Source organism: Pseudoclavibacter helvolus (assembly GCF_014191305.1).
Taxonomy (GTDB): Bacteria; Actinomycetota; Actinomycetes; order Actinomycetales; family Microbacteriaceae; genus Pseudoclavibacter; species Pseudoclavibacter helvolus.
Genome location: NZ_JACHWJ010000004.1, coordinates 376,377 through 399,404, shown reverse-complemented (window position 1 = coordinate 399,404; position 23,028 = coordinate 376,377). Strand labels below are relative to the sequence as shown.

21 protein-coding genes, 1 tRNA gene and 1 riboswitch are annotated in these 23,028 nt (G+C 67.1%); of the genes, 10 read left to right on the top strand and 12 right to left on the bottom strand.

Annotated elements, in window-relative coordinates; all coding sequences use genetic code 11:
• Both FHX72_RS14130 and FHX72_RS14125 read right to left on the bottom strand, forming a co-directional pair.
• Complete coding sequence (locus FHX72_RS14130; RefSeq protein ID WP_183625930.1) at window positions 1–1,680, bottom strand: alpha,alpha-phosphotrehalase; 1,680 nt, start codon at window positions 1,678–1,680, stop codon at window positions 1–3.
• Between the two features lie 98 nt (window positions 1,681–1,778).
• The gene (locus FHX72_RS14125) at window positions 1,779–2,801 is read right to left on the bottom strand and encodes a LacI family DNA-binding transcriptional regulator (RefSeq protein WP_183625928.1); all 1,023 of its coding nucleotides are present in this window, start codon (window positions 2,799–2,801) and stop codon (window positions 1,779–1,781) included.
• Window positions 2,802–2,875: 74 nt separating this feature from the next.
• Between FHX72_RS14125 and FHX72_RS14120 the strand changes: the two genes are divergently transcribed.
• Window positions 2,876–3,352, top strand: a complete 477-nt coding sequence (locus FHX72_RS14120) for a hypothetical protein (RefSeq protein ID WP_183625926.1) — start codon at window positions 2,876–2,878, stop codon at window positions 3,350–3,352.
• Between the two features lie 12 nt (window positions 3,353–3,364).
• Here the strand turns inward: FHX72_RS14120 and FHX72_RS14115 are convergent.
• Window positions 3,365–3,437, bottom strand: a tRNA-Lys gene (locus FHX72_RS14115).
• 106 nt (window positions 3,438–3,543) lie between these two features.
• On the opposite strand from FHX72_RS14115, the gene FHX72_RS14110 reads away from it, so the two are divergent.
• Window positions 3,544–3,975, top strand: coding sequence for a DUF1801 domain-containing protein (locus FHX72_RS14110; RefSeq protein ID WP_183625925.1), 432 nt, complete (start codon window positions 3,544–3,546; stop codon window positions 3,973–3,975).
• On the opposite strand, the gene FHX72_RS14105 is transcribed toward FHX72_RS14110, so the two are convergent.
• A complete protein-coding gene (locus FHX72_RS14105) occupies window positions 3,896–5,032 on the bottom strand; it encodes an acyltransferase family protein (protein ID WP_183625923.1) in 1,137 nt (378 codons plus the stop codon). The two genes, FHX72_RS14110 and FHX72_RS14105, sit on opposite strands and share 80 nt — an antisense overlap.
• A 76-nt stretch (window positions 5,033–5,108) precedes the next feature.
• On the opposite strand from FHX72_RS14105, the gene FHX72_RS14100 reads away from it, so the two are divergent.
• Together FHX72_RS14100 and FHX72_RS14095 are read left to right on the top strand one after the other, a co-directional pair.
• The gene (locus FHX72_RS14100; RefSeq protein ID WP_183625921.1) at window positions 5,109–6,161 is read left to right on the top strand and encodes a MauE/DoxX family redox-associated membrane protein; all 1,053 of its coding nucleotides are present in this window, start codon (window positions 5,109–5,111) and stop codon (window positions 6,159–6,161) included.
• A gap of 115 nt (window positions 6,162–6,276) precedes the next feature.
• Window positions 6,277–6,552, top strand: a complete 276-nt coding sequence (locus tag FHX72_RS14095) for a hypothetical protein (protein WP_068479929.1) — start codon at window positions 6,277–6,279, stop codon at window positions 6,550–6,552.
• A 257-nt stretch (window positions 6,553–6,809) separates the two neighbouring features.
• Here the strand turns inward: FHX72_RS14095 and FHX72_RS14090 are convergent, their stop codons facing one another.
• The 4 genes from FHX72_RS14090 to FHX72_RS19780 all read right to left on the bottom strand — a co-directional run bounded on the left by FHX72_RS14090 (window position 6,810) and on the right by FHX72_RS19780 (window position 10,476).
• On the bottom strand, window positions 6,810–7,697 hold the full coding sequence (locus FHX72_RS14090) for a bifunctional methylenetetrahydrofolate dehydrogenase/methenyltetrahydrofolate cyclohydrolase (protein ID WP_183625919.1): 888 nt from the start codon (window positions 7,695–7,697) through the stop codon (window positions 6,810–6,812).
• Window positions 7,694–8,989 carry a serine hydroxymethyltransferase gene (gene glyA / locus FHX72_RS14085; protein WP_276325697.1) on the bottom strand — a complete coding sequence of 432 codons (1,296 nt, stop codon included), beginning with the start codon at window positions 8,987–8,989 and terminating at the stop codon, window positions 7,694–7,696. Before glyA ends, FHX72_RS14090 begins: the two co-directional genes overlap by 4 nt.
• 49 nt (window positions 8,990–9,038) lie before the next feature.
• Window positions 9,039–9,123: riboswitch (ZMP/ZTP riboswitch) on the bottom strand.
• Between the two features lie 3 nt (window positions 9,124–9,126).
• Window positions 9,127–9,756 carry a Pr6Pr family membrane protein gene (locus FHX72_RS14080; protein WP_068479940.1) on the bottom strand — a complete coding sequence of 210 codons (630 nt, stop codon included), beginning with the start codon at window positions 9,754–9,756 and terminating at the stop codon, window positions 9,127–9,129.
• A gap of 93 nt (window positions 9,757–9,849) precedes the next feature.
• A complete protein-coding gene (locus FHX72_RS19780; RefSeq protein ID WP_183625917.1) occupies window positions 9,850–10,476 on the bottom strand; it encodes a helix-turn-helix domain-containing protein in 627 nt (208 codons plus the stop codon).
• Window positions 10,477–10,509: 33 nt separating this feature from the next.
• Here FHX72_RS19780 and FHX72_RS18610 point away from each other — a divergent pair, with 33 nt between their 5' ends.
• Window positions 10,510–10,869 (top strand): hypothetical protein, encoded by a 360-nt coding sequence (locus FHX72_RS18610; RefSeq protein ID WP_221186946.1) that lies wholly within the window; start codon window positions 10,510–10,512, stop codon window positions 10,867–10,869.
• Window positions 10,870–10,986: 117 nt separating this feature from the next.
• On the opposite strand, the gene FHX72_RS14070 is transcribed toward FHX72_RS18610, so the two are convergent.
• A complete protein-coding gene (locus FHX72_RS14070; protein ID WP_183625915.1) occupies window positions 10,987–14,460 on the bottom strand; it encodes a bifunctional proline dehydrogenase/L-glutamate gamma-semialdehyde dehydrogenase in 3,474 nt (1,157 codons plus the stop codon).
• Window positions 14,461–14,543: 83 nt separating this feature from the next.
• Between FHX72_RS14070 and FHX72_RS14065 the strand changes: the two genes are divergently transcribed.
• A complete protein-coding gene (locus FHX72_RS14065) occupies window positions 14,544–15,467 on the top strand; it encodes a LysR family transcriptional regulator (RefSeq protein WP_068479945.1) in 924 nt (307 codons plus the stop codon).
• Here the strand turns inward: FHX72_RS14065 and FHX72_RS14060 are convergent.
• Window positions 15,439–16,674, bottom strand: coding sequence for an MFS transporter (locus FHX72_RS14060; RefSeq protein WP_183625913.1), 1,236 nt, complete (start codon window positions 16,672–16,674; stop codon window positions 15,439–15,441). The two genes, FHX72_RS14065 and FHX72_RS14060, sit on opposite strands and share 29 nt — an antisense overlap.
• A gap of 170 nt (window positions 16,675–16,844) precedes the next feature.
• Between FHX72_RS14060 and purU the strand changes: the two genes are divergently transcribed.
• Window positions 16,845–17,702 (top strand): formyltetrahydrofolate deformylase, encoded by an 858-nt coding sequence (purU, locus tag FHX72_RS14055; protein ID WP_377606217.1) that lies wholly within the window; start codon window positions 16,845–16,847, stop codon window positions 17,700–17,702.
• Between the two features lie 237 nt (window positions 17,703–17,939).
• A complete protein-coding gene (locus FHX72_RS19960; protein ID WP_377606214.1) occupies window positions 17,940–18,836 on the top strand; it encodes an endonuclease domain-containing protein in 897 nt (298 codons plus the stop codon).
• Window positions 18,837–18,994: 158 nt separating this feature from the next.
• Here the strand turns inward: FHX72_RS19960 and FHX72_RS14045 are convergent, their stop codons facing one another.
• Window positions 18,995–19,567: a TetR/AcrR family transcriptional regulator gene (locus tag FHX72_RS14045; RefSeq protein ID WP_183625911.1), complete on the bottom strand. Its 573-nt coding sequence runs from the start codon at window positions 19,565–19,567 to the stop codon at window positions 18,995–18,997.
• Between the two features lie 86 nt (window positions 19,568–19,653).
• Between FHX72_RS14045 and FHX72_RS14040 the strand changes: the two genes are divergently transcribed.
• Together FHX72_RS14040 and FHX72_RS14035 are read left to right on the top strand one after the other, a co-directional pair.
• A complete protein-coding gene (locus FHX72_RS14040) occupies window positions 19,654–19,923 on the top strand; it encodes a putative antibiotic biosynthesis monooxygenase (RefSeq protein WP_183625910.1) in 270 nt (89 codons plus the stop codon).
• Window positions 19,920–20,669 (top strand): NAD-dependent epimerase/dehydratase family protein, encoded by a 750-nt coding sequence (locus FHX72_RS14035; protein ID WP_183625908.1) that lies wholly within the window; start codon window positions 19,920–19,922, stop codon window positions 20,667–20,669. The genes FHX72_RS14040 and FHX72_RS14035 overlap by 4 nt, the downstream gene beginning before the upstream one ends.
• 193 nt (window positions 20,670–20,862) lie before the next feature.
• Here FHX72_RS14035 and FHX72_RS14030 read toward each other — a convergent pair whose 3' ends face one another.
• On the bottom strand, window positions 20,863–23,013 hold the full coding sequence (locus FHX72_RS14030) for an anthranilate synthase component I (RefSeq protein ID WP_338110141.1): 2,151 nt from the start codon (window positions 23,011–23,013) through the stop codon (window positions 20,863–20,865).
• Window positions 23,014–23,028: the final 15 nt, after the last annotated feature.

The following is a 23,028-nucleotide window of genomic DNA, read 5'->3' as shown; positions in this document are numbered from 1 at the left end:
CTAGCTTTCGGAAGGTTCGAGGATGATCGCGAGCGCCTCGTAGGGCGCGAGCTCGACGTCGGACGTGGCCGGTGCGTCGAGGCGATCGGTGTTGGAGATGAGCACGCGGCCCGCCGTGAATTCGGTCGGCACCTCGACGTGGGTTGCGGCGGCCGAGAAGTTCGCGAGGACCAGCAGCCGAGTGGAGGCGTGGCTCCGCTCGTAGGCGAAGACGTGCGGGTGGTCTGGGGCCAGGCCCACCAACTCGCCATGACTGATCACGGGATGCGACTTCCGCAGCTCGATGAGCCTGCGGTAGTAGGGCAGGATGCGCCCGCCTGCTTCTTCGGCGGCGGCATTGATGAGGTCACCGTTTGTCGGGTGGAGCCACGGCGTGCCGGTCGTGAATCCTGCGGCCGGGCCGGGCTCCCACTGCATCGGCGTGCGGGCGTTGTCCCTGGCTTTCGCGCGAACGACAGCAAACGCATCCGCGTCGGACATCCCGGTGCCGACCAGCGCCTTGTGGGCGTTGATGGCCTCGACGTCGACGTAGTCGTCGATGCTCGAGTACTCGGGATCGGTCATGCCGATCTCCTCGCCCATGTACACGTATGGCGTACCGCGGAAGAGGTGCAGGACCGTCGCGTGCATCGTCGCCGATTCGACCCTGAGCTCTTTCGGGTCGCCGAAACGGTTGAGCGCGCGCGGCTGGTCATGGTTGTTCCAGAACAGGGCGTTCCAGCCGCCGCCAGCCTGCATGCCATCCGCCCACTCCATGAGCACGCGGCGTAGGTCATCGAGCTCGAAGCGTGCGAGCGACCACTTCTTCCCATCTGCGTAGTCGACCTTGAGGTGGTGGAAGTTGAACACCATGGAGAGGGCGCCGGAATCGGGGTGCGAGTACTCGACGCAGCGCTCGATCGAGGTCGAGGACATCTCGCCGACCGTGACGCAGCCGGCGTCCTTCCCGTAGGAGGCCTCCGCCAGCTCGCGGAGGAACGTCGTGACGAGCTCGCCGTCGGTGTACATGAAGCGGTCGTCGGCGCCCTCCGGGGCCGACGGCAGGTCTACGGGCTTCGAGATGAGGTTGATGACGTCGAAGCGGAACCCGCGCACGCCCTTGAGTCGCCAGAACTCGACGACCTTCGCCATCTCCCTCCGCACTCGCGGGTTGTGCCAGTTGAGGTCAGCCTGCGTGCGGTCGAAGAGGTGCAGGTAGAAGTCGTCGGTCTCGCCGAAGCGGCTCCAGGCCGGACCGCCGAACTTCGAGACCCAGTTGTTCGGCACGCCGCCGTCCGAGCCCGCGGGCCGCACGTAGTAGAAGTCGCGGTACTCGGGGTCACCCGCGAGCGCCCGCTGGAACCACTCGTGCTCGGTCGACGTGTGGTTGAGCACCATGTCGAGCATGACGTCGATGCCCTCTGCCCTGAGGCCGGCGACGAGCTCCTCGAAGTCCGCCATCGTGCCCATCTCGGGGTCGATGCGGTAGTAGTCGGAGATGTCGTAGCCGTTGTCGGCCTGCGGCGAGGCGAAGAACGGGTTAAACCAGACCATGTCGACGCCGAGGGAGGCGATGTACGGAATCTTACGGATGACGCCGCGGAGGTCGCCGACGCCGCTGCCCGTCGAGTCGAGGAAGGACTTCGGGTAGATCTGGTAGACGGTGCTCTGCTGGAAGCCGTCGTTGGATTCAGTACGCATCGCCAGAAGCCTAGAACCGGGCCGGGAGCGATTTCGGGCGGTTGCGCGACTGTTGCGCGCTTTTGCGCAACGCGGGGCGGCCCCGCGTGCAGCGGGGGTCAGCGCGAGGTGGGGCGACCCGTCGAATCACGCACGACGAGGCGCGTCTCCAGGGTGACCGGCTCACTCGCCGGGTCACCCTGGAGCGCCCGCAGCGCCATGGACGCCGCGAGGTGCCCCTGCTGACGTGCCGGCTGCGCGATCGTCGTCAGGTGCATGAGGCTTGCGATGGGGCTGTCGTCGACGCCGATGATCGAGAGGTCCTCTGGGATGCGGACTCCGGCCTTCCGGAACGCCGACATCATGCCGGAGGACAGGTCGTCGGACGACGCGAAGACGGCGTCCGGCAGGCTCTCGCCCGCCAGCAGCTGCTCCGCCGCCGCCTGCCCCGCGGTCGCCCCGAACGGCACTTCGACCTGCCAGCTTGGGTCGAGCCCCGCCCGCTTCATCCGCGCGGCGAAGCCCTCGGCGCGGAGGCGCGAGGCGTTGCCGGGCGTGCCCTCGTGGTCGGTGCTCGACGCGTAGACGATGCGCGTGCATCCGCTGTTGATGAGGTAGTTCGTGGCCTGCTGACCGACGACGACATCGTCGATGCCGACGCTCGCGACCCCCTCGACGACCGACCCCGCGACCACGACGGGAACGCCGAGGCGACGGACGTCGGGAACCGGCAGGCGACGCGGCATCGGCACGAGCACAACGACGTCGCTGTCGCGGGAGAGCGCGGTGGCCTCGAAGAGCTTGGCGCGTTCGCGGCTGGAGAGACCCTGGAAGACGGTGAGCGTCGCGCCGGTCGGGGTCAGCACGTCGTGCAGTCCGGCGAGGATCGAGCCGAACACCCAGCGATCGGGCTCGGGGATGACGGCCGTGATCCGGCCGGTCGCCCGGACGTCCCTGCTCGCATCCCGACCCGACTCGTCGGCGAGGTAGCCCGTGGCCTTCGCGATGCGGCCGATCTCGGCGCGCTTCACGGTGGAAACGCCCGGCACCCCGCTCAGGGCCCGGGAGACGGTGGAGACCGAGACGCCCGCGGCGGCGGCAATGCTCGCCATGCCAACGGGCGCGGTCTCCTCTGGCTCCATGAGCGTGACTATAGCGGCTCGGGTGCGGGCGGCAGCTTGGCCCGGCGGGGCGGTGCCTACGCCAGACTGTGGGTATGAACGCATCCAGCCTCTCCGGTCCGATCTCTGCGTCGCGGAGCAGCGCGTTGCGGGCTGCTCGTCAGGGGCTCGCGGCCGGCGCGGCCGTCTCTGTCATGGTGGCGCTGGGTGGATGCTCGATGTCGCCGACGAACGCGGTGCAGTACGAGCAGTACAACGCATCCGAGTTCCCCGACTCGAGCACAACCGGGCCTCTTGTGTCGTTGATCGACGACGGGACAACCCTCAGGGTCGAACGCGTCGAGTCGCCGTACTGCGCATCGGTCCCGGTCGGTCTGACGCAGGAAGACGACGTCGTGTCGGTCACGTTCGACCTCGAACGTTCCGACGAAGGGACTGCGTGTCCGGACGTTGGCGCGTGGATCGTGAGCGACATCCAGCTCGACCAGCCCATCACGAGCGACGAGGTGACGGTGGAGCTCGAGAGCCCCTTCATCTACGCCGGCGACAGCGTTTTCGTCGTGGCGCGGTAGCCGGAGAAACAGTGGGCCCGGTGGGGCTCGAACCCACGACCCGCGGATTAAAAGTCCGATGCTCTGCCAACTGAGCTACAGGCCCCACAGTCGCCAGGCGTGCGGCGACCGTGGGAAATCCTATCGCGAATTTCGAAGGTGCCTGAGCTCCAGGACCCCACTTTGTCCGTGGCTGGGGCCATAATCTCGTCATGGCAGAAACGAAGACAAAGCCGTCCGATGTCTCACCCGATCTCCTCATCGACCAGGCCGAGCCCGCGGGCAGGCGCGAGGATGCGCGCATCCTGAAAGAGATCATGGATCGGGTCACGGGCGAAGAGGCCGTCGTGTGGGGGCCGACGATGATCGGCTACGGCACGTACCACTACACGTACGAGAGCAGGCACTCGGGTGATGCGATGATCCTCGGCTTCGCGCCCCGTAAGGCATCGATGTCGATCTACGGCTTGCAGATGTGGGCACCGGATGGACTCATCAAGCAGCTCGGCAAGGTGAAACTCGGCAAGGACTGCATCTGGGCCGGACGCTTCCCGTCGCTCAACCTCAAGGTGTTGGAAGAGCTCGTTCGGATCGCGTGGTCGAAGCGGAAGGACCTGCAAGCAATGTTTCCGGGGGATGCCTGAGCGAGAGCACCCCGATGACCCGCTCAAGCGGGCCCACCCCGAGATAGCGACGCCACAGGGTGGCGAACACCATGCAGACGACCATGATGACGACCATCGTCAACACGCCCTGCGGCTGCCGATAGACTAGGCCAGGTGCGGCGAGCCAGTTCTCCTCGCCGAGCAGCAGCTGCGACCAGATCGCCGTCAGGATGAGCACGTGCAGGCAGTAGATGGAGAACGCCATCGTGCCCATGTCAGCGAGCGGCTTCGTGAGGCGACTGAACCAGGTGCGCATCCGCTCGCCCGAGAAGTCGCCGAGCAGTTGGATACCCGCGTAGGCGAGCAGCGCCAGTCCGAGGTCGCGAGCCTCGTCCCCGTAGGAGCCTGACTGGGTGATGCCCGTTGTCGCCTCCTCTAGGCGGCGCATGAAGAGCGAGGCACCGAGGAGCACCGCTCCCCCGCCGAACACCCAAGCCGTGCGGCGCAGGTTGCCGAGCTGCCAACGCGCCAGCAGGAAACCGATCAACAGCATCGGCAGAAGGTTCGTCAGGCGGTAGGCCGACCCGAGCACCGTCCAGTCGAGCAGCAGCGCGGTCGGGTCGTACATCGACGTCGGCGAGAACGCCGAGGTGAGCGCCCAGTTGCGCGCCGCCTCATTCACGAGCGGGGCAGCCGCGAGGAAGGCCAGGGCCGCGCCAGCTGACCACGCCGCCGGAAGGAACAGGAACGGCGTCGCCACGAGCATCATGATGCCGAGGAAGTCCAGCACGATGAGCACGCCAGAGAAGTTGATGCTCAACAGCAGTCCGACGAGGATCAGCACGATCGCCTTGATCACCCACGAGATCGCGAAGAAGCTCTTCCGCCGCCCGTCCCAGCGCGCGGCGTCGCGCAGCTGATACCCGGCAGTCACACCGATCACCAACGCAAACAGCGGCGAGGCGGCGTCGTTGAGGAAGTGGAAGAGCACTTCGAGGATCCGCGGTTCGCGGTCGTCCAGGAACACGACCGTGTGAGCGATGGTCATGGCGAAGATCGCAAAGCCGCGCACCACATCGAGGGAATTGAGGCGCATGCGTCGATCTTCGACGGCCCCGAGCCACGGGTCAAGCAGGGCTCTCGACGCGCCGCGTACCAGCGATAATGGATAAGTGATTCCCACCTTCGTGATCTTTCCGGTTCTCGTCGCCTGCGTGCTGATCGCCAGCGGCGCACTGAAGCTCCCGCAGCGCTCCCGCACGCTGCAGTCGTTCGAGTCTTTCGGCGTGCCTGCTGCCCTGCGCAAGCCGTGGACTGCCGTGGCCCTGCCAGTGGGCGAGATCATCCTGGGTGCCGCGCTCCTGCTTCTGAGCGGATCCGCCTACCTCGTTGCCGCAGCCCTCTCCGTGCTTCTCATGGCGGCGTATCTGGTTGCCGTCGCCCGAAGCGTCGCGAAGCGCCAAGCGGTCGACTGCAACTGCTTTGGTGCCCTCAGCACGGAGCCCGTCAGCCAGATCACGATCTGGCGGAACGCCGGCCTCACCCTCGCCGCTCTCCTCGCGCTCGTCCTCCCTTGGATGTGGCTCGGAGTCCCGATCCAGCTGGCGCTTTTCTCGCTCTCCGACTGGATGTGGCTCCTCGCGGTCGCAGTCGTCGCCGTGATCGGCATCATCGCCAACCTGGTCAGGACCTCGGCGGCACCCGTGACCGCGGCCAGCAGCGACGCATCGGGCCAGGACTTCGAACTTGTCGAGCAGGGGCCAGACCTCATTTCCGACCCGAGCGCCCGCGACCAGATCCCCCACAACCTCGAGCTCGTCTCGGGTGACGGCTCCCCGGAGCTGCTCTACGACCTCGTCGTCGTCCCGCAGAAGACGACCATCCTCATCTTCGCCCGGGTCGGATGCGGCTCCTGTGGTCCCGTGCTCAGCCAGATCGGTGACTGGTCGCGGCGACTCGGCGACGACGCGCAGATCATCGTCGCCACTTCCTCCAGCCGCGCGTCCGTCAAAAAGAGCTACCCGAGCGCGCTCCCCCACACCTACTTCGGGGCGAGGGCTGTGACCGATTTCTTCGACGCGGATGCCACGCCAGCGGCGCTCCTACTCGCCGCCGACGGGACCATCGCATCCGCCCCCGAGTACGGCAGCGAGGTCATCACCGCGCGAGTCGAGCAGCTTGTCGCTTCGTTCGACGCGCAGCGTCAGGCTCAGCCGCAGGGCTGATCCGGCTCGCTTGACTCGGCGGTAAATCGGCCGCGCGGCCGAAGCGCTGGCGGTCCCCCGGCTCGTACCGTGAGGTATCGGGATCACAGACCCGGCCGAGCACTGGAGGATCAGCATGAGTGAGCAGTATGTCGTCATCACCGAGACCGTGAGCATCAGCGCGGTCGGCACCAAGCTGGGCCAGTCCGAGCCGGTCGGCACAGAGGCAGAGGGGCTTGAGCTACTCGAGCAGGTCGCGCGCGGCGTCTTCCCAGACCTCCACACGCCCCACCGCCCGGGCCGCACGTTCCGCGTGAGCGAGACCGAGTACGTCGACCGTCGCGAGGGCAAGGCCCTGCCGAAGAAGCAGACCCGCATCACGTTGGTCCGAGTCGTCGCCACCCGCGACTGAGAGAGCAGAGTCGCCACCCGCGACTGACCGGAGGCGGACGCGGCGTAACGACCCCAACTCCGCTCCGGAACGTGCACGCCTCGCCCATGGCGGTCCTGTGGTCGTCAAAAACTCGATCTTGACGACCACAACACCGCCCTCGAAGCGCCAGTCCCGGGCTCTAGCGGCGGATGCACACATCACGGGTTCCGGGAGCTACAACAGAGGGCCCGAGCAGTTCATCGAACTGCTCGGGCCCTTCGCCGTGCGTGCGGTGCCTAGACGGCTGGGTTGAGGCGTTCGGCCTGCTCGACGACATTCTCGAGGAGCAGCGCCCGCGTCATCGGGCCGACGCCGCCGGGGTTCGGCGACACCCAGGCCGCCACATCCCAGACGCCGGGGTCCACGTCGCCGGCGACCTTCGACTTGCCGGTCTCCGGGTCCTCAACGCGGCTCACACCGACGTCGAGCACGGCAGCGCCGGGCTTTACCCACTCAGGGCGAACGATTCCGGCGACACCAGCAGCGGACACGATGACGTCGGCCTCCCTCGCAAGCACGCCGATGTCCGGCGTGCCCGTGTGCGTGAGCGTGACCGTCGCGTTGTTCTCGCGGCGGGTCAGGAGCGGCCCGATGGAACGGCCGACCGTCACACCACGCCCGATGACGAGCACGTGCTTGCCGTTCAGCGAGATGTCGTTGCGCCGAAGCAGCTCGATCACGCCGCGAGGCGTGCAGGGCAGCGGCGTCACGATCGGATCGTTGGCGTTGAGCACCAGCCGCCCCAGGTTGGTGGGATGTAGCCCGTCCGCGTCCTTCGACGGGTCGATGCGCTCGATCACTCGGTCCGTGTCGATGTGCTTCGGCAGCGGCAGCTGCACGATGTAGCCCGTGCACGCAGGGTCGGCGTTGAGGCGGTCGATCTCCGCTTCGAGCTCCTCCTGCGTAGTCTCCGTCGGAAGGTCAACGCGAATCGACTCGATGCCGACCTCGGCGCAGTCGCGGTGCTTGCCCGCGACGTACCACTTCGAGCCGGGGTCGTCGCCGACGAGGATCGTGCCCAGGCCGGGCACGACGCCCCGCCCCGCGAGCGCGGCTACGCGCTCACGGAGCTCGGCTTTGATCTCTGCCGCGGCCTTCTTGCCGTCGAGTGCGGCAGCCGTCATGCTTCGCCGAGGCCAGGGTAGAGCGGGAACGCGTCGGCGAGCGCCTTCGTGCGGGCACGGAGGGCAGGCACGTCAGCGTCGGGCAGCAGCGCGAGGGCGATGACGTCAGCGACCTCGGTGAACTCGGCGTCGCCGAAGCCACGCGTCGCGAGCGCCGGCGTACCGATGCGCAGACCAGAGGTGACCAGCGGCGGGCGCGGGTCGTTCGGGACGGCGTTGCGGTTGACGGTCACACCCACCTCGTGCAGGAGGTCCTCCGCCTGCTTGCCGTCGATCTCGGCGTTGCGCAGGTCGACGAGGATGAGGTGCACATCGGTGCCGCCAGAGCGGACAGAGATGCCGGCGCCAGCAACGTCGGCCTGCTGGAGGCGGTCGGCGACGATCTTGGCGCCGCGCAGCGTGCGCTCCTGACGGTCCTTGAACTCGTCGCTCGCGGCGAGCTTGAACGCCGTCGCCTTGCCCGCGATGACGTGCATGAGCGGGCCGCCCTGCTGGCCGGGGAAAACAGCCGTGTTGATCTTCTTCGCCAGGTCGGCGTCGTTCGTCAGGATGAACCCGGAGCGCGGGCCGCCGATGGTCTTGTGCACGGTGCTGGACGTGACGTGCGCGTGCTGCACAGGGTTGGGGTGGAGGCCAGCGGCCACGAGCCCCGCGAAGTGCGCCATGTCGACCCACAGGTAGGCACCCACCTCGTCGGCGATCTCGCGGAACTTCGCGAAGTCGAGCTGACGCGGGTACGCCGACCAGCCAGCGACAATGACCTTGGGCTTGTGCTCAAGCGCAAGCTCCCGCACCTGCTCCATGTCGATTTGCGAGGTCTCGGCGTCGACGCCGTACGCGACGATGTTGTAGAGGCGACCGGAGAAGTTGATCTTCATGCCGTGCGTCAGGTGTCCGCCGTGGTCAAGCGAGAGGCCGAGCAGCGTGTCGCCCGGACGCGCGAGGGCGTGCATGACGGCGGCGTTAGCCGTGGCGCCCGAGTGCGGCTGGACGTTCGCGAAGCCGGCACCAAACAGCGACTTCGCGCGCTCGATGGCAAGGTTCTCCGCGATGTCGACAACCTCGCAGCCGCCGTAGTAGCGACGCCCCGGGTAACCCTCGGCGTACTTATTGGTGAGCACGCTGCCGGTGGCCTCGAGGACAGCGCGCGGAACGAAGTTCTCGCTGGCGATCATCTCGAGCGTGGAACGCTGGCGCTCGAGCTCCTGCTCGAGGACCGCGGCGATCTCGGGGTCTACTTCACTCAGCGGCGCATTGAATGAATCCAGGGGGGCGTTGAACGTATCGGTCACGAAGACTCCTTCAGGAAACCGGATGGCACGGCGAACATGTGGTCGTGAACCGGCGAGCCCAGGCGAACGGCTCGAAAACCCGAAGAGCCGCTCCCCGGTGGTGACCCACCTGAACGCCAGTCGCGGCCGCTAGAAGTCTAGCGCGACTTCCCCGATGACCGCGAGAGCAGCGTCACGAGCCAGGTGAGGGCTACCCCGAGGACGACGAGCCCGATGATGGTGAGCGCGACGGGCGCGTAGCCGCCATTCGCCGGGTTGAGGAAGGGATATGGGTACCAGCCGGTGAGGTTGCCGCGCACAAGCGAGAACGCCGCGTACCCCGCAGGGAAGATGAGCCAGATGAGTGCCGTGCCGAACCGGATGCGTTTCTTCGGCCTGTCGATGAGGATATCGAGCAGCATGACAGCCGGCATGGCGTAGTGGAGCACCAGGTTGTTCCACGGGACTGCCGTGAACGCGACATCGGTGAGGCCGGAGAGCAGCAGGGAGAACCCTATGCCGACAATGAGGATGTACACCGCGACCGCCGCACGGAAGGCGTTGATTCCCGCCCCCTGCGCGTTCGCGGCAGTCGCCACGGCGCTGATCAGGAGTGAGAGCACCGCGAGGATGTTCGTCTCTATCGTGAAGTATGCGAAGAAGTTCTCCGGGGCCCAAGTGCCTCGCTCCGAGATCGTCGCGATCTCCGACACGATCGACGCGAACGCGAGCAGGCCGAACCCGACCTTCGCGGTGACAAGCGCTGGGCGGTGAATCGAAGAGGCCACTGGAGTCCTTCTGTCTGCGGCGGGGGAAGCGGAGATCTCAGCTCAGTGCGCGCGGCGAGCGCGCGCAGGAGGCGCACGGACGAGCGTACGCGGTCAGGCGCGCTCCTTACGGTAGTCGGCGGGGGTCATTCCGAGGCGCGCGAGGAAATGCCGTCGCATCGTCGTCCCATCGCCGAACCCCGCGGCTGCCGACACCTCGCTGAGCGAGAGCTGCGGCTGCTCGACCAACAGCGAGGCTGCCGATTGCACTCTCCGCGCCGCGATGATCCCGGCGACGCCGTCGCTCTCATCCGCCAGGTCTCGGTACAGCTTTCTCCTGCTGATGTGCAGGGCGCGCGCGATGCTGTCCGCGTCGAAGCCTTGGAGCGCGTGGTACTTCTCGATGAGGTCGTGGACAGCCGCCTTCACGTGCAGTGAATGCTGGGCGGGTGTCATCGCCGGAGGCCCGACCTGCAGGAGGGCGGCACGCAGCAAGTCATGGAGCACGGGCTCGGCGACGGCCGACGTGCGCTGCCCGCTCTTCGTCGCGGTCGTCGCCTCGACCAGGTACCGGCCGATGAAGGCGACGAAAGCCGCGGTGAGTGCCGTATCGGGCAGCCGAAAGGGCCACTCTGCCACCGTGAACCTCGTGTCGTGCGCGATGTCGCTCAGGGGAACGGCCATGCCGAGCGTCTCGACAACGCCTATGCCCGTCGTGGCAAGCGGATGCGATGAGTTCACGACCAGCATCTCTCGCGCATTGAGCACACCCGATTGATAGCCTCCGCGAAACTTCAAGGAGCCGCGGAGCACGGCGATCGCGATGAGTTTCTCGCGTGGGTCGCGGCTGAAATCCTCACCGTCTCGCTCGACACCCGCGCTCGTGCGAAGCGTGCCGAAAAGCTGGGCCGAGCCAACATGAGTGCTGAGCGTGTACGCGTGAAAATCGCCGGAAATCGCCGCGCTGGTCAGCTTTCCAGTGCCCAGGAATTCCGCGAGCCCCAATTCCCCGTGGAATTGCTCAAACGCGCCGGAAGCAAACTCATCGGTGGAGAAATACGGGAGCGCATCCCCCGAGTGCGCGATCCTCGCGATCCACGCACTGAGATCCTGCTTCGAACTCCCCAGCACTGAATACCCCCGAGAACCACCCGCGCTATCTTTCGACCAGGATACCGAGGTTTACTCGACGGGCGAATCTCGGGCCATTCAGCGGGCGCAAGACAGCGGGCGCAAGACAGCGCGTGCAAGTCAGCGCGACAGAAGCCCCTCGGTAAGGCCATTCGGCGTTCCGAAACGATGCGCGGTAATGGATACCGCCTGCTCACGCAGGAATGGCAGCATTTCCACCCGGCCGGATTCGGTGACTTCTCCCGAATAGACGGCAAGGTCGACACGACCGTTGATTGCACGAGCGAGCGCAACCGAGTCGCCGCCAATGAGACGCATCCGGCCCGACCGCAGCGATGCCGCGGCTCCAAGGAACTCAGCGTCCGTCTCCGTCCGCATCGGCACGCCGGCACCGGCCAGAGCAGCCTTCGCGGAAGACGGCAGCTCGACACCCGTCGAGACCCGCAGCCTGGCCCCAGCGACGAGACCCGCAGCGACCACACGCAGGAGGTCGACGACGGGAGCCTGCTCGGAGAGGCGCACTGCGATCTCCCCGGGGAACGTCAGGTAGCGGAAAACGTTGCGCTCGGCGTAGAGCGACTGCACGTCGCGGTCACGCCCGAACTCCTCGGCCCAGGCCTGCGCGTCGCTCCCGAGCGCACGCTCGAGCATCGCGGCGTCTTCACGCGTGAGCGCGGCCGAGTGCGCCTTCGCAACCGCATTGGCTGCATCGAGGATCGACTGCGCCCCCTGGTGGGCGATGGGGGCCACCACGGCTGCCGTCGACCGCTCCCAAGCTCCGAGACCGACCAGGTAGTTCGGCCCGCCGGCCTTGGTGGTGCATCCGACAACAGACTTCTTCCAACCCCCGAACGGCTGGCGCTGCACGATGGCGCCCGTGATGCCACGGTTCACGTACAGGTTGCCGGCCTGGATCGTGTCGAGCCACTGCGACACCTCGCCGCGGTCGAGCGAGTGGATGCCGGACGTGAGCCCGTAGTCCACCTCGTTGACGATGTCGATGGCTTCCTCGAGCGTGTCCGCCGTCATGATGCCGAGAATCGGACCGAAGTACTCGACGAGATGGAACTCGGAGCCGCGCTGCACGCCAGCACGCACGCCGGGGCTCCACAGCTTGCCGCTGTCATCCATCTTCCGGGGCTCGACAACCCAACGCTCCCCCGCGCCAAGCTTCGTGAGGCCGTCAAGCAGCTTGCCAGAGGCCGGCGTGATGATCGGCCCCATCTGCGATGCCGCATCCCACGGGTAGCCAACAGTGAGTGAGCGCACGGCGTCGAGGAGCTGCTCGCGGAAGCGTCGCGAACGCTGCGCCTGCCCGACCAGCACAACAAGCGACGCCGCCGAGCACTTCTGGCCAGCGTGGCCGAAGGCAGAAGCGACGACGTCCTTGGCCGCGAGGTCGTAGTCGGCGCTCGGCGTGACGATGATGGCGTTCTTGCCGCTCGTCTCCGCCAGCAGCGGCAGCTCGGGGCGGAACGAGCGGAACAGCTCGGCCGTCTCGATGCCGCCCGTCAGGATGACGCGGTCGACCGACGGGTTCTTGATGAGCTCGCTGCCCAGCTCCCGGTCCGAGAACTGCACGTACTGCAGCACCTCGCGCGGCACGCCAGCCTCCCAGAGGGCCTCGACCATGACAGCACCGCAGCGCGCAGCCGGCCGGGCCGGCTTAATGATGACGGATGCACCCGCCGCGAGCGCCGCGAGCGTTGACCCGGCGGGGATGGCGACGGGGAAGTTCCACGGCGGCGTCACGACGATGACCTTCGAAGGCACAAACGATGCGCCGTCGACGTCGTCGAGGCCGCGCGCGAGCTCGGCGTAGTAGTGCGCGAAGTCGATGGCCTCGGAGATCTCGGGGTCTGACTGATCCAAGGTCTTCCCCGCCTCAGAGGCGGCAACCTCCATGAGGTCGGCGCGGCGTCGCTCGAGCGCATCCCCCGCCCGGTGGAGGATCTCGGCACGAGCGGCGCCGGACAGCGCACCCCACGACTGACTGCCAGCGACCGCGCGCGTGACTCGCGCATCCAGTTCACCAATCGAGCCGACCGTGTTGGCCTCGATTGTCTGCGCGCCGAGAACCGACTCCTGGGCACGGTCGCGGATCGCCCGAGCCCAGGACTGGTTGGCGGGCAGCGAAGGGTCGGTGTCTGGCGTCTCCTCGAAGCGGTCGGCGGGAAGCGCAACGGGCTCGGCCGTGCGGTCCTGCACGCGGTTGCTCGAAGGCACCGCGCGGTCGAGTGCGTCGAGCGAAGCCACGAAGCGCTGCGACTCGCGCTCGAAGAGCTCCTCGTTGTCCGCCAGCTCGAAGACGGCCGACATGAAGTTGTCCTGGCTCGCCCCCTCCTCAAGGCGGCGGATGAGGTACGCGATCGCCACGTCAAACTCCTGCGGGTGCACAACGGGCACGTACAGCAGGAGCGCCCCAACCTCGCGCTTGACGACCTCCGCCTGGCTCTGCGCCATGCCGAGCAGCATCTCGTACTCGATGCCATCGGTCGCGCCGCGCCGCTTGGCGAGCAGCCACGAGAACGCGACGTCGAAGAGGTTGTGGCCTGCGATGCCGACCCGAACGTTCTTGACCCGCTCCGGGGTGAGGGCGTAGTCGATGACGCGCTTGTAGCTCGTGTCAGAGTCCTGCTTCGTGCCCCACGTCGCGAGCGGCCAGCCGTGGAGCGACGCCTCGACACGCTCCATGGGCAGGTTCGCGCCCTTGACGAGGCGGACCTTGATGGGCGCGCCGCCTCGGGCAACACGCTCCGCCGACCACTCCTGCAGGCGGATCATCGCCGAGAGCGCGTCCGGCAGGTAGGCCTGCAGCACGATGCCGGCCTCGAGGCTCAAGAACTCTGGATCGTCGAGGATGCGCGTGAAGACCGCCATGGTCATCTCGAGATCCTTGTACTCCTCCATGTCGAGGTTGATGAACTTGCGCGTCGGGCTGTTGACGGCGAGGCGGTAGAGCGGCGTGAGCTCCTCGACGACGTCGGCAACTGCCTCGTCGAACGCCCAGGGCTGGTGCGGGGCAGTCGTCGAGGAGACCTTGATGGAGACGTAGTCCACGTCATCGCGCGCGAGGAGCTTGGTGGTGCCATCCAGCCGGCGGGCAGCCTCCTTCTTTCCGAGCACGGCCTCGCCGAGGAGGTTCATGTTGAGCCGCACGCCCTTGCCGCGGATCTGCTCGATCGCAGGTCCCAGCTTCGCATCCGTCGCGTCGATGATGAGGTGACCGACCATGTCCCGCAGCACCTTGCGTGCGGCCGGGACGACAACGGCCGGAAGCACGGGAGCGACGACGCCGCCAACGCGCACGGCGCTCTTCATGTACCAGGGCAGGAAGCCCGGCACCTTGTCTGCGATCGAGCCGAGTTTGCGCGCGGCGACCTTCAGGTCCTCCGGGCGCACAACCCCGTCGACGAAGCCAACCGTGAAGTCGAGGCCCTGCGGATCCTTGAGGACACCGGCGAGCTGGGCGGCGGATGCATCCACCGGGATCTCTGCCGCCTCCGTCAGCCAGCGGCGCACGAGCGCAATGGCCTCCGGCGCGAGGTCGGTGAGGGAATCTGTGGGGAAGACAGGCGTCACGGTGGCGGTCATGTGACCCAGTATCAGCACCCGACTTCCGTTAGGTAAAGTGAAGGAAATTGACCTTTTTTCATCAGCTCGTGTGATGATTGAGCATGCTCGACGTGCGCAAGCTCCGACTCCTCCGCGAAGTCCAACTGCGGGGAACCCTGGCCGAAGTCGCCAAGGCGCTGAACTTCTCTCCGTCGGCCGTCTCCCAGCAGCTCTCCGCCCTCGAAGCGGAGCTCGGCGTCGAGCTCCTGCGCAAGCATGGGAGGCGGGTGCAGCTCACCCAGCAAGCCGAAATTCTTGCTGGTCACACCGCGGAGATCCTCGAACGACTCGAGATCGCGGAACAGGAAGTGCTCGCCTCGACCAGCCGCGCCGTCGGCACCGTCCGCCTCGCCGTCTTCCAATCGGCCGCCCTCACCCTCATCCCGCCACTGCTTCGCATACTCGAGGACGAGCACCCCGGACTGCGCATCGAGATGGTGCAGCACGAACCCGAATCGGCGCTATTCGACACCTTCGCGGGCGACTTCGACGTCGTCGTCGCCGAGCAGTACCCGGGCCACGCCGCACCCCACCACCCCGGACTCGACAAGCGGCTCCTCACCGGCGACGCGCTGCGCCTCGCCGTACCGATCGACTCCCCCGTGACCAGCCTCGCGGAAGCCGCCGACCTCGCCTGGGTCATGGAGCCGCAGGGGTCCGCGTCCCGCCACTGGGGCGAACAGCAGTGCCGCGTCGCGGGCTACGAACCGGACGTGCGCTACGAGACCGCCGACCTCCAGGCACAGATGCGGTTCATCGAGACCGGCCACGCCGTCGGAATTCTCAACGACCTGACCTGGGCGCACGCGGCACCCAACGTGCGATTCCTCCCCCTCGCGGGCAAGCCACGCCGCGAGATCTTCACGTCCATCCGCACCGCGAGCGCAGCGTCGCCGACCATCGCCGCAGTCCGAGACGGACTGCAGCGAGTCGCCGACGAGCTCAGCTCGACCGAGCTCAGCTCGTCTGCTGCAGCGGGCGCCTAGCCAGCACGGCGTCAAGCACCAGCGCGCTCACGAGCCCGAGCCCGACCATAGCGAGGAAGAACACGGGCAGCGCGACGAGACCCGCCGCATCCAGCAGCAGGCCGCCGACCAGCGCTCCGGATCCGATCCCGAAGTTGAAGCCGGACGTGTACAGCGCGCTCGAGAGATCACGGTGACGAGACGGGGCTGCGTTCAGGATGCGCGACTGCAGCAGCGGCGGCAGCACCCCCATCCCGAGGCCCCAGATGACAAGCGCGAGGAGCGCGACCGTCGTGTCGTGCGCGAACAGCAACAGGGTCACCGCGACGAGCATCAGCAGGTACCCCGTCGCGAGGCCCACTCGAGGCCGCGCAGTGAAGACGACACCCGCGAGCGCCGTGCCACCAGCGGAAGCGATGCCGTACGCGAAGAGCACGAGGCTCAGCGTCTCCACCGGGAACCCGATGACGTCGAGTGAGTACGGCGAGATATACGAGTAGAACGCGTACTGGGCGGTCATCGTGATGAGCGTGATGACACACAGCAGGATCACCGTCAGCAGCGAACGCTGTGCGAAGCGGATGCGCTTGGCCGGCACGGCGGGGCCGTCCGAGTCGTCCGGGAGCGCTATGGGGCGCGTGTAGAACGAGTCGTCGAGGTGGTTGACGCGCGGCAGCAAGAACCAGAGCAGCACCGCTACGAGCAGCGTCACGACAGCGAGCGAGCCGAACGCGAAACGCCAGCCGAACGCCTGCCCGAGCGCGGTGCCGATGGGCACACCGAGGACATACGCGATCGCACCGCCGCCGAGCGTGATGGACACCGCGCGGGTGAGCAGCTCCTTCGGCGCGATGAGCGAGATGTAGGAGGCGACAACAGCCCAGAACACGCCGTGTGCGAGGCCGGTGACAACACGCGTGACAACCAGCGACGCGTAGGTGGGGGCGAAGGCCGAGGCGATCGACCCGATCGCGAAGACCGCCAGCACGATGACCAGCAGGGCGTGGCGAGGGACACGCTTCGTGATGGCCGTCAGCGGCGTACTCGTGAGCACGACCGTGAAGGCGAAGATCGTCATGAGCCAGCCGATCTCCGCGCGAGTCGCACCGAGATCGACCGTCATGAGTTCAAGGAGGCCAGTGGGCAGCATCTCGATCGTGACGCTGATGAACGTGGAGAACGCCAGGGCGATCAAGGGAACGAGCGGCAGCCTGGGGGCAGACGTCATCGTAGGAGCAGAGAGAGAAGTCATTCGCAGTATCCGAACGGCGCACTCCGGGCGAGCGGGAAACCTCGTCAGGGAGTCGACTGCGTGCGTACCGGCACGCCGGGGGCCGAGCGATACGCGCGACCACGGATGAGTCTATACGTTCGCCACAAGACGGCTACCCTGAACTGGTGATTCAAGAAGCAACTCGATGGGTGCTCACCCTCAACTGCCCAGACCAGCCAGGCATCGTGCACGCCGTCACGGGAGCCATCGTCGACTCCGCGGGCAACATCGAAGAGCTCCAACAGTTCTCGTCGATCGACACGGGTCGATTCTTCATGCGCGTGGATGTCCGCACGGACGCCAGCCGCGAGGAACTCCTCGCACGCCTCGAGCCCGTTGCCGAGCGGTTCAGCGCCGAAGTCTCCCTCGACGAGGCCGGCCGCCCGGTGCGCACGCTTGTCCTCGCGACGAAGGCCGGCCACTGCGTCAACGACCTGCTGTTCCGCCAGCGCTCCGGCCACCTGCAGATCGACGTCCCTCTTGTCCTCGCCAACAACGAGGCGCTCAAGGATCTCGCCGAGTTCTACCGGGTGCCCTTCGAGTACCTCCCCGTCACCGGACCCGACGAGAAGGCCGCCTTCGAAGCGCGCATCCTGCAGGTCGTCGAGGAGCAGCAGATCGAGCTGGTCGTGCTCGCCCGCTACATGCAGATCCTCTCCCCCGAGCTCTGCGCTGAACTCGCCGGCCGCGCCATCAACATCCACCACTCCTTCCTCCCCGGCTTCAAGGGCGCGAACCCGTACCGCCAGGCGCACGCCCGCGGCGTGAAGCTCATCGGTGCCACGGCACACTTCGTGACAAGCGACCTCGACGAGGGCCCGATCATCGAGCAGAACGTCGTGCGCGTCGACCACACGCGCACACCGCAGGAGCTCATGGCCATCGGCCAGGACGAGGAATCGCGAACCCTCACGCAGGCCGTCAAGTGGTTCTCCGAGCACCGCGTGCTCCTCGATGGGCAGCGCACGATCATCTTCCACTAGGCCCCTCGGGGAGCTCAGGCAGGCTCTGCGGTCAGACAGGCTGCTGGCCGCTGCTCGTTGACTGCTGACCAACTTCCGTGATGGATTGGCCACTCCGGGCTCGCCAGTGCGCTGAGCACCCCCTCTGGTCACGGAACTTGGCCACGCACTTCGAAGCGGGAGAGCTGTGGACAGCGAACCCTCCACAGGGGGCCCGCTTCCCGTCACCCGTCGGTAGATCTGCGCTGTGCTTGGCGCATGCCAGCACCAGCAACTGCCACAGCGACCGCGCGACCCAACGGAGGGGTCTTCTCGCGTGCCGAGTGGAATGCGGAGGGTGGAACGCGCCGCGAGCTCGAGGCGGCACTCAGCCAAGGCGCTTTCTGGCGCGTTTCGCCTGGCTGGTTTGCCAAGCCAGACGCGTCCGCCGCAGTCGTTGAAACTGTGCGCCTGCACGGCCGCGCCACTTGCCTCACTGCCCTCAGCCTCCACGGAGCATGGACCCTACGTCACTCCGCACCGCACGCGCGAATCGCAGCGAGCGCGGTCGGAATCACGCGAACAGCCTCATCCAGCCCCCGCGCAGCCGAAGTGGTCCTGCATCGAGCGTCAGTCCACCAAGCTCGCCCGCTCGAGAAGCACGCGGTTGACGACATCGACCTTGCTCTCGAATGCGCGCTCATGTGCCTCCCCGAACGCGACCTCGTCATCGTCGCCGACTCCGTTTTGCAGTTGCGCCTCATCACGCGAACCACACTCACCGCACTGGCTGCCCCTCTCACGCTGAGTGCGCGCGAGAAGCTGAGGTTCGTGGACGCGCGGAGCCAATCCGGCACCGAGAGCATCGTGCGCTTGTGGTTTCAGCTCCGTGGAATCCGCGTCACTCCGCAGTTCAATGTGGCCCGCGTTGGCAATGTCGACCTCCTGGTGGGAGACCGCCTCATCATCGAATGCGATTCCAAAGAGTTTCATTCGTCTGAGTGGCATTCCCGGACCGACCGTCGAAGGGACCTTGTCTTGAACCGGCTCGGATATCGGGTCCTTCGATTGACCTATGAGCAAGTGATGCATCAGTGGCCGCGCGTGGAGGCCACGCTCCTGGCGCTTCTCGCCGAAGGCAGCCACCTTCAAGACTCTCGGAAGCGCCGCGCCTGACCAACTTCCGTGATGCCCTGGCCCTCGTGGCGCTCGACACGCCTTCGGCCGCGCATCCATCACGCAAGTTGGACAGAGCGAGTTCGACGCGACAGAGGCGGCGGTGCAACTGAGCTGCTCGACTGAGAACGCGGGCCTGCTCGAACGTCGCTGCGGAGTCAGGTGGCTGACGCGGCGACCGCTGTGACCTGCGCGGCGAGGATCGACCGGCGGTCGGCGTGGTCCGAAGTTCCGTCGAGCATGATGTCGCGGAGCTGGCCGAGCGTCCACCAGCCGTTGACGAGTGTGACGACGCTAAGCAGCACGTGCCGCGACTCTGCCTCAGTCATTCCGGGGCACGCCGAGCGAATGGCGGCAGCCTTGCCGGCACACCGCGCGATGCGCTCCTCGAGCGCGAGTCCGCCCTTGATCTCGAGCCCCTCCCACGCCAAGAGGCGTGGCAACTCCGGATGCTCGTCGTAGCGGTCGAAGAGCGCCACCGCGTAGGCGCCGACTGCCTCCGGGCCTTCGCCCGTGAGCTCAGCCGCGTCGAAGATGCGCAGCAGCGCGTGCTGGAGGACACTCCCGAACAGCGCCTGCTTGTCGCCGAAGTACTGGTAGATGCGCTCCTTGTTGACCCCCGCGTCCTTGGCGATCGCGTCGACCCGAGCCCCGGAGCAGCCACGTTCGCTGAAGTGGCTCGTCGCGGAGTCGAGGAGCAGCTGCTTTGTGCGTTCCGTGTCCCAGGCCATGTCCAATGATACCAACTCCAACCAATCAGTTGCTTTTACCGAAGATCGGCCCTAGCTCCAAATCCAACCGAACGTTTGGAGTACCCATGCCACCCGTCTCAGTCCACGAGCGCGCCTTCATCACCTGGCTCGCGATCTTCCCGCTCGTCTCGATCGTCGGCGCCCTTCTCGCCACGTTTACGCCCACCTGGCCGGGCCTGCTGGCGACGGCGCTGCTCACCGCCATCGTGGTGCTCCTCGCCGTCTACTTCGTGGTGCCACAGCTCACGAAGCTGCACCTCCGCGTCGTGCGCCGAGGCCGCAGCACCGGCGGCGGCATGGGCGTGGCGGTTCCGCCAGCAGAGCCCGCGGCGTGAAGACACTCGTCGTCGGGGCAAGCGGCGCCGTCGGCACCAGCATCGCCGAGCTCCTGGAGGCGAACGGGCACGAAGTGACCCGCGCTGGCAGGCGACCGCGGCCGGGCAGCGTCCGGGTGGACCTGGCGCGAGACCTCGAAGGTTTCGAGCGGTTGGCCGCGCAGAGTGATGTGGTCATCAACGCCTCCGGCGTCGAAGCCCCGGCCGTCGCTCTCCACCTCGGCGGTGCGACACTCGTCGACATCTCAGCGACCGGGGCCTACCTCGCAGCCCTCCGGCACACCGCGGACGAGGCCGGAGCATCCGTGCTTCTCGGTGCGGGGCTGGCACCCGGCCTCAGTACCGCACTCGTCGGCGATCTGGATGCGCGTGAGGGCGACGAGATCGACGTCGCGATCATGCTCGGCTCCGGCGAGAAGCACGGGGCGGCGGCCGTCGCCTGGACACGGTCGCTCGCCGGATCCGAGGTCACCTCCCGTCCGGAAACCCGCGTGGTCACGAACTTCCGGGAGCGTCGGACGCTTCGAGGCGGCGATGGCAAGCGCCGCGCCTACCTGCGGGCCGATTTCCCAGACCACACGCTGCTCGGAGGTGGCTACGGCGTCCGAAGCTACTTGGCACTGAGCTCGCGGCCGGTGACCGCCGCGCTCGCGCTTTTCGGTGCCGTCCCGCAGCTCTCGGCCCTGGTCAGTGCGGCGCCCGCCATCGGCGACGACACCTGGGCGCTCGCCCCTAACTCGCTTTGACCAACTTGCGTGATGAGAGCTCGCAGATCGAACGCGAACTCGCCGGATCGAGCCATTCATCACGGAAGTTGGCCAGGAGCGCCGACAGGACACGACGCGGCCGCCCGACGTGCGACGGCAAGCAGCCGCAATGGAGGCAGCCGTTTGCCCGCCCAAGGGCGCGACCTCAGAAGCCCCGGCCAAGGGTGCGACCTCAGGACGCGGGCACGCGCGCGGGGATGCGCTCCATGACGGCCTCGATGATGCGCTTACCCGCCGAGTCGCGCAGCGTCATGAGCGACTCGGGGTGGAACTGCACTGCGAAGATCGGCAGTTCCCGGTGCTGGATGGCCATCGGGATGCCGTCGTCGTCGGAGGCGACGAGCACGAGGCTGTCGGGCATCGTGGCCGGGTCGATGTGCAGCGAATGGTAGCGGCCCGTCACGAAGCGCTCTGGGAGGGCGTCGAGGAAGCCCGGGTTCGTGACGATGACATCGCGCTCCTGCCCGTGTAGCGGGTACCCGAGCTGTCCGAGGGATGCACCGAAGTACTCCCCGATGGCCTGCTGGCCGAGGCAGACGCCGAACACGGGAAGGGAACGTTCGACGATCTCGTCGAGCAGTTCGGAGGACTTGAAGTCGCTCGGCGAACCCGGCCCCGGCGACATGACGACTAGCGAGGGCTGCTGCTCGTCGAGGATGCGCGCCATCTCGGCGCGCTCGATGCCGCCCTTGGGGATGCGCACGGTGCGCACTTCGGCGCCGGTCTCGCGCATGTACCCGGCGAGCATCTGCACAAACGAGTCCTCGTGATCCAGGAAGAGGATGCGGTGGCCGGCCCCGCTGAGCGTGGGCTCCGCCTCGGCGACTGGCTCAGGCAGCACGGAATCGGCGGGGGCATCAAGCGCCTCGAGGAGCGCGGACGCCTTCATCTCGGTCTCGAGTTCTTCCGCGGCCGGCGTCGAATCCATGAGCAGCGTGCCGCCCGCGCGAACTTCGGCGATCCCGTCTCGGATCATCGCGGTGCGGATCGTGAGGCCCGTGTTGACGTCGCCGTTCGCGAGGAGCACGCCGATGGCGCCGCCGTACCAGGTTCGGGGGCTGCGCTCGTGCTCGTCGATGAAGCGCATGGCCCAGATCTTCGGGGCGCCGGTGACGGTGACGGCCCACATGTGCGTGGCGAACGCATCCAGCCCGTCGAACTCTGGGAGCAGTCGACCCTCGACGTGGTCGACCGTGTGGATGACCTTCGAGTAGAGCTCGACCTGTCGCCTGCCGATGATCTTGATCGATCCCGGCTCGCAGACGCGCGACTTGTCGTTGCGGTCGACGTCGGTGCACATCGTGAGCTCGGAGCGGTCCTTGTCGCTGTTGAGAAGCTCCAGAATGCGGTCGGCGTCCTCGATCGCGTCGACTCCGCGCGCGATGGTGCCCGAGATGGGGACGGTCTCGACCCGGCTGCCCGCGACCCGCACGAACATCTCGGGGCTGGCGCCGACGAGGAACTCCTGGCCTCCCAGGTTCATCAGTGCCGCGTATGGGGCTGGATTATTGCGCTTCAGGTACGCGAACACGTCCGCCGGGCTCGTGCGAACGGGGCGGCGGAACGCCTGACCTGGCACAACCTCGAACAAGTCGCCGCGAGCAAACGAGGCCTTGGCCGACTCGACGAGGGCCGCGTACTCCCCCGGTTCGTGATCGCGCGACGATTGAGCGGATGCGGCGGGCGCGACAAAGGGGCTCAGGACCTCTGTGCGAGGCATCCCCTCAGTGGTCGTCTCCCCGTCGGAGAATTCGAAGTCGTGCCTCATGGCGTCGCCGCGCTGCCGGTCGACGGCCAGCACGGAGTCAGGCAGGAACACGACGAGGTCCCTCTGGTCGCCGCCGTTCGGAGCCTCCAGAGCCTCGATCTGGCGAACGAGGTCGTAGCCAAACGAGCCGTAGAGGCCGAGGTGCGGCACGTCGTCCGGCATGGTCTCGATGATGGCTCTGAGCACGCTGAAGCTCGACCGTCTGCGCGTTCGCTGCTCTTCGGGGATGATCTCGTCGCGCTGCGAAGTGACGTCGATCTCCACCTCGCCGTCGGCGAGCACCCGCACGGTCACGCCGTCCAGTCGCTCGAAGGCCGCGGTGAACGCACGCAGCGGGATGCTGCCCCGTTCGTTGAGGGCGCGCATCCGGAGGGCGAACCCTCGCCCCTCGATCATGAGCGGAGGATCGATGAACCCGATGTCCCATCGCGTGTACCTGCCCGGGTACTCGACGCCGGACGAGAGGACAACACCGTAGCGGTCGTTGAGACCGCTTTGGATGTCATCCATCTCCTCCGGGCTGGCAGCACGGGAGGTGTGGGAGATCGTGAGCACTGGGTTCCTAGGTCT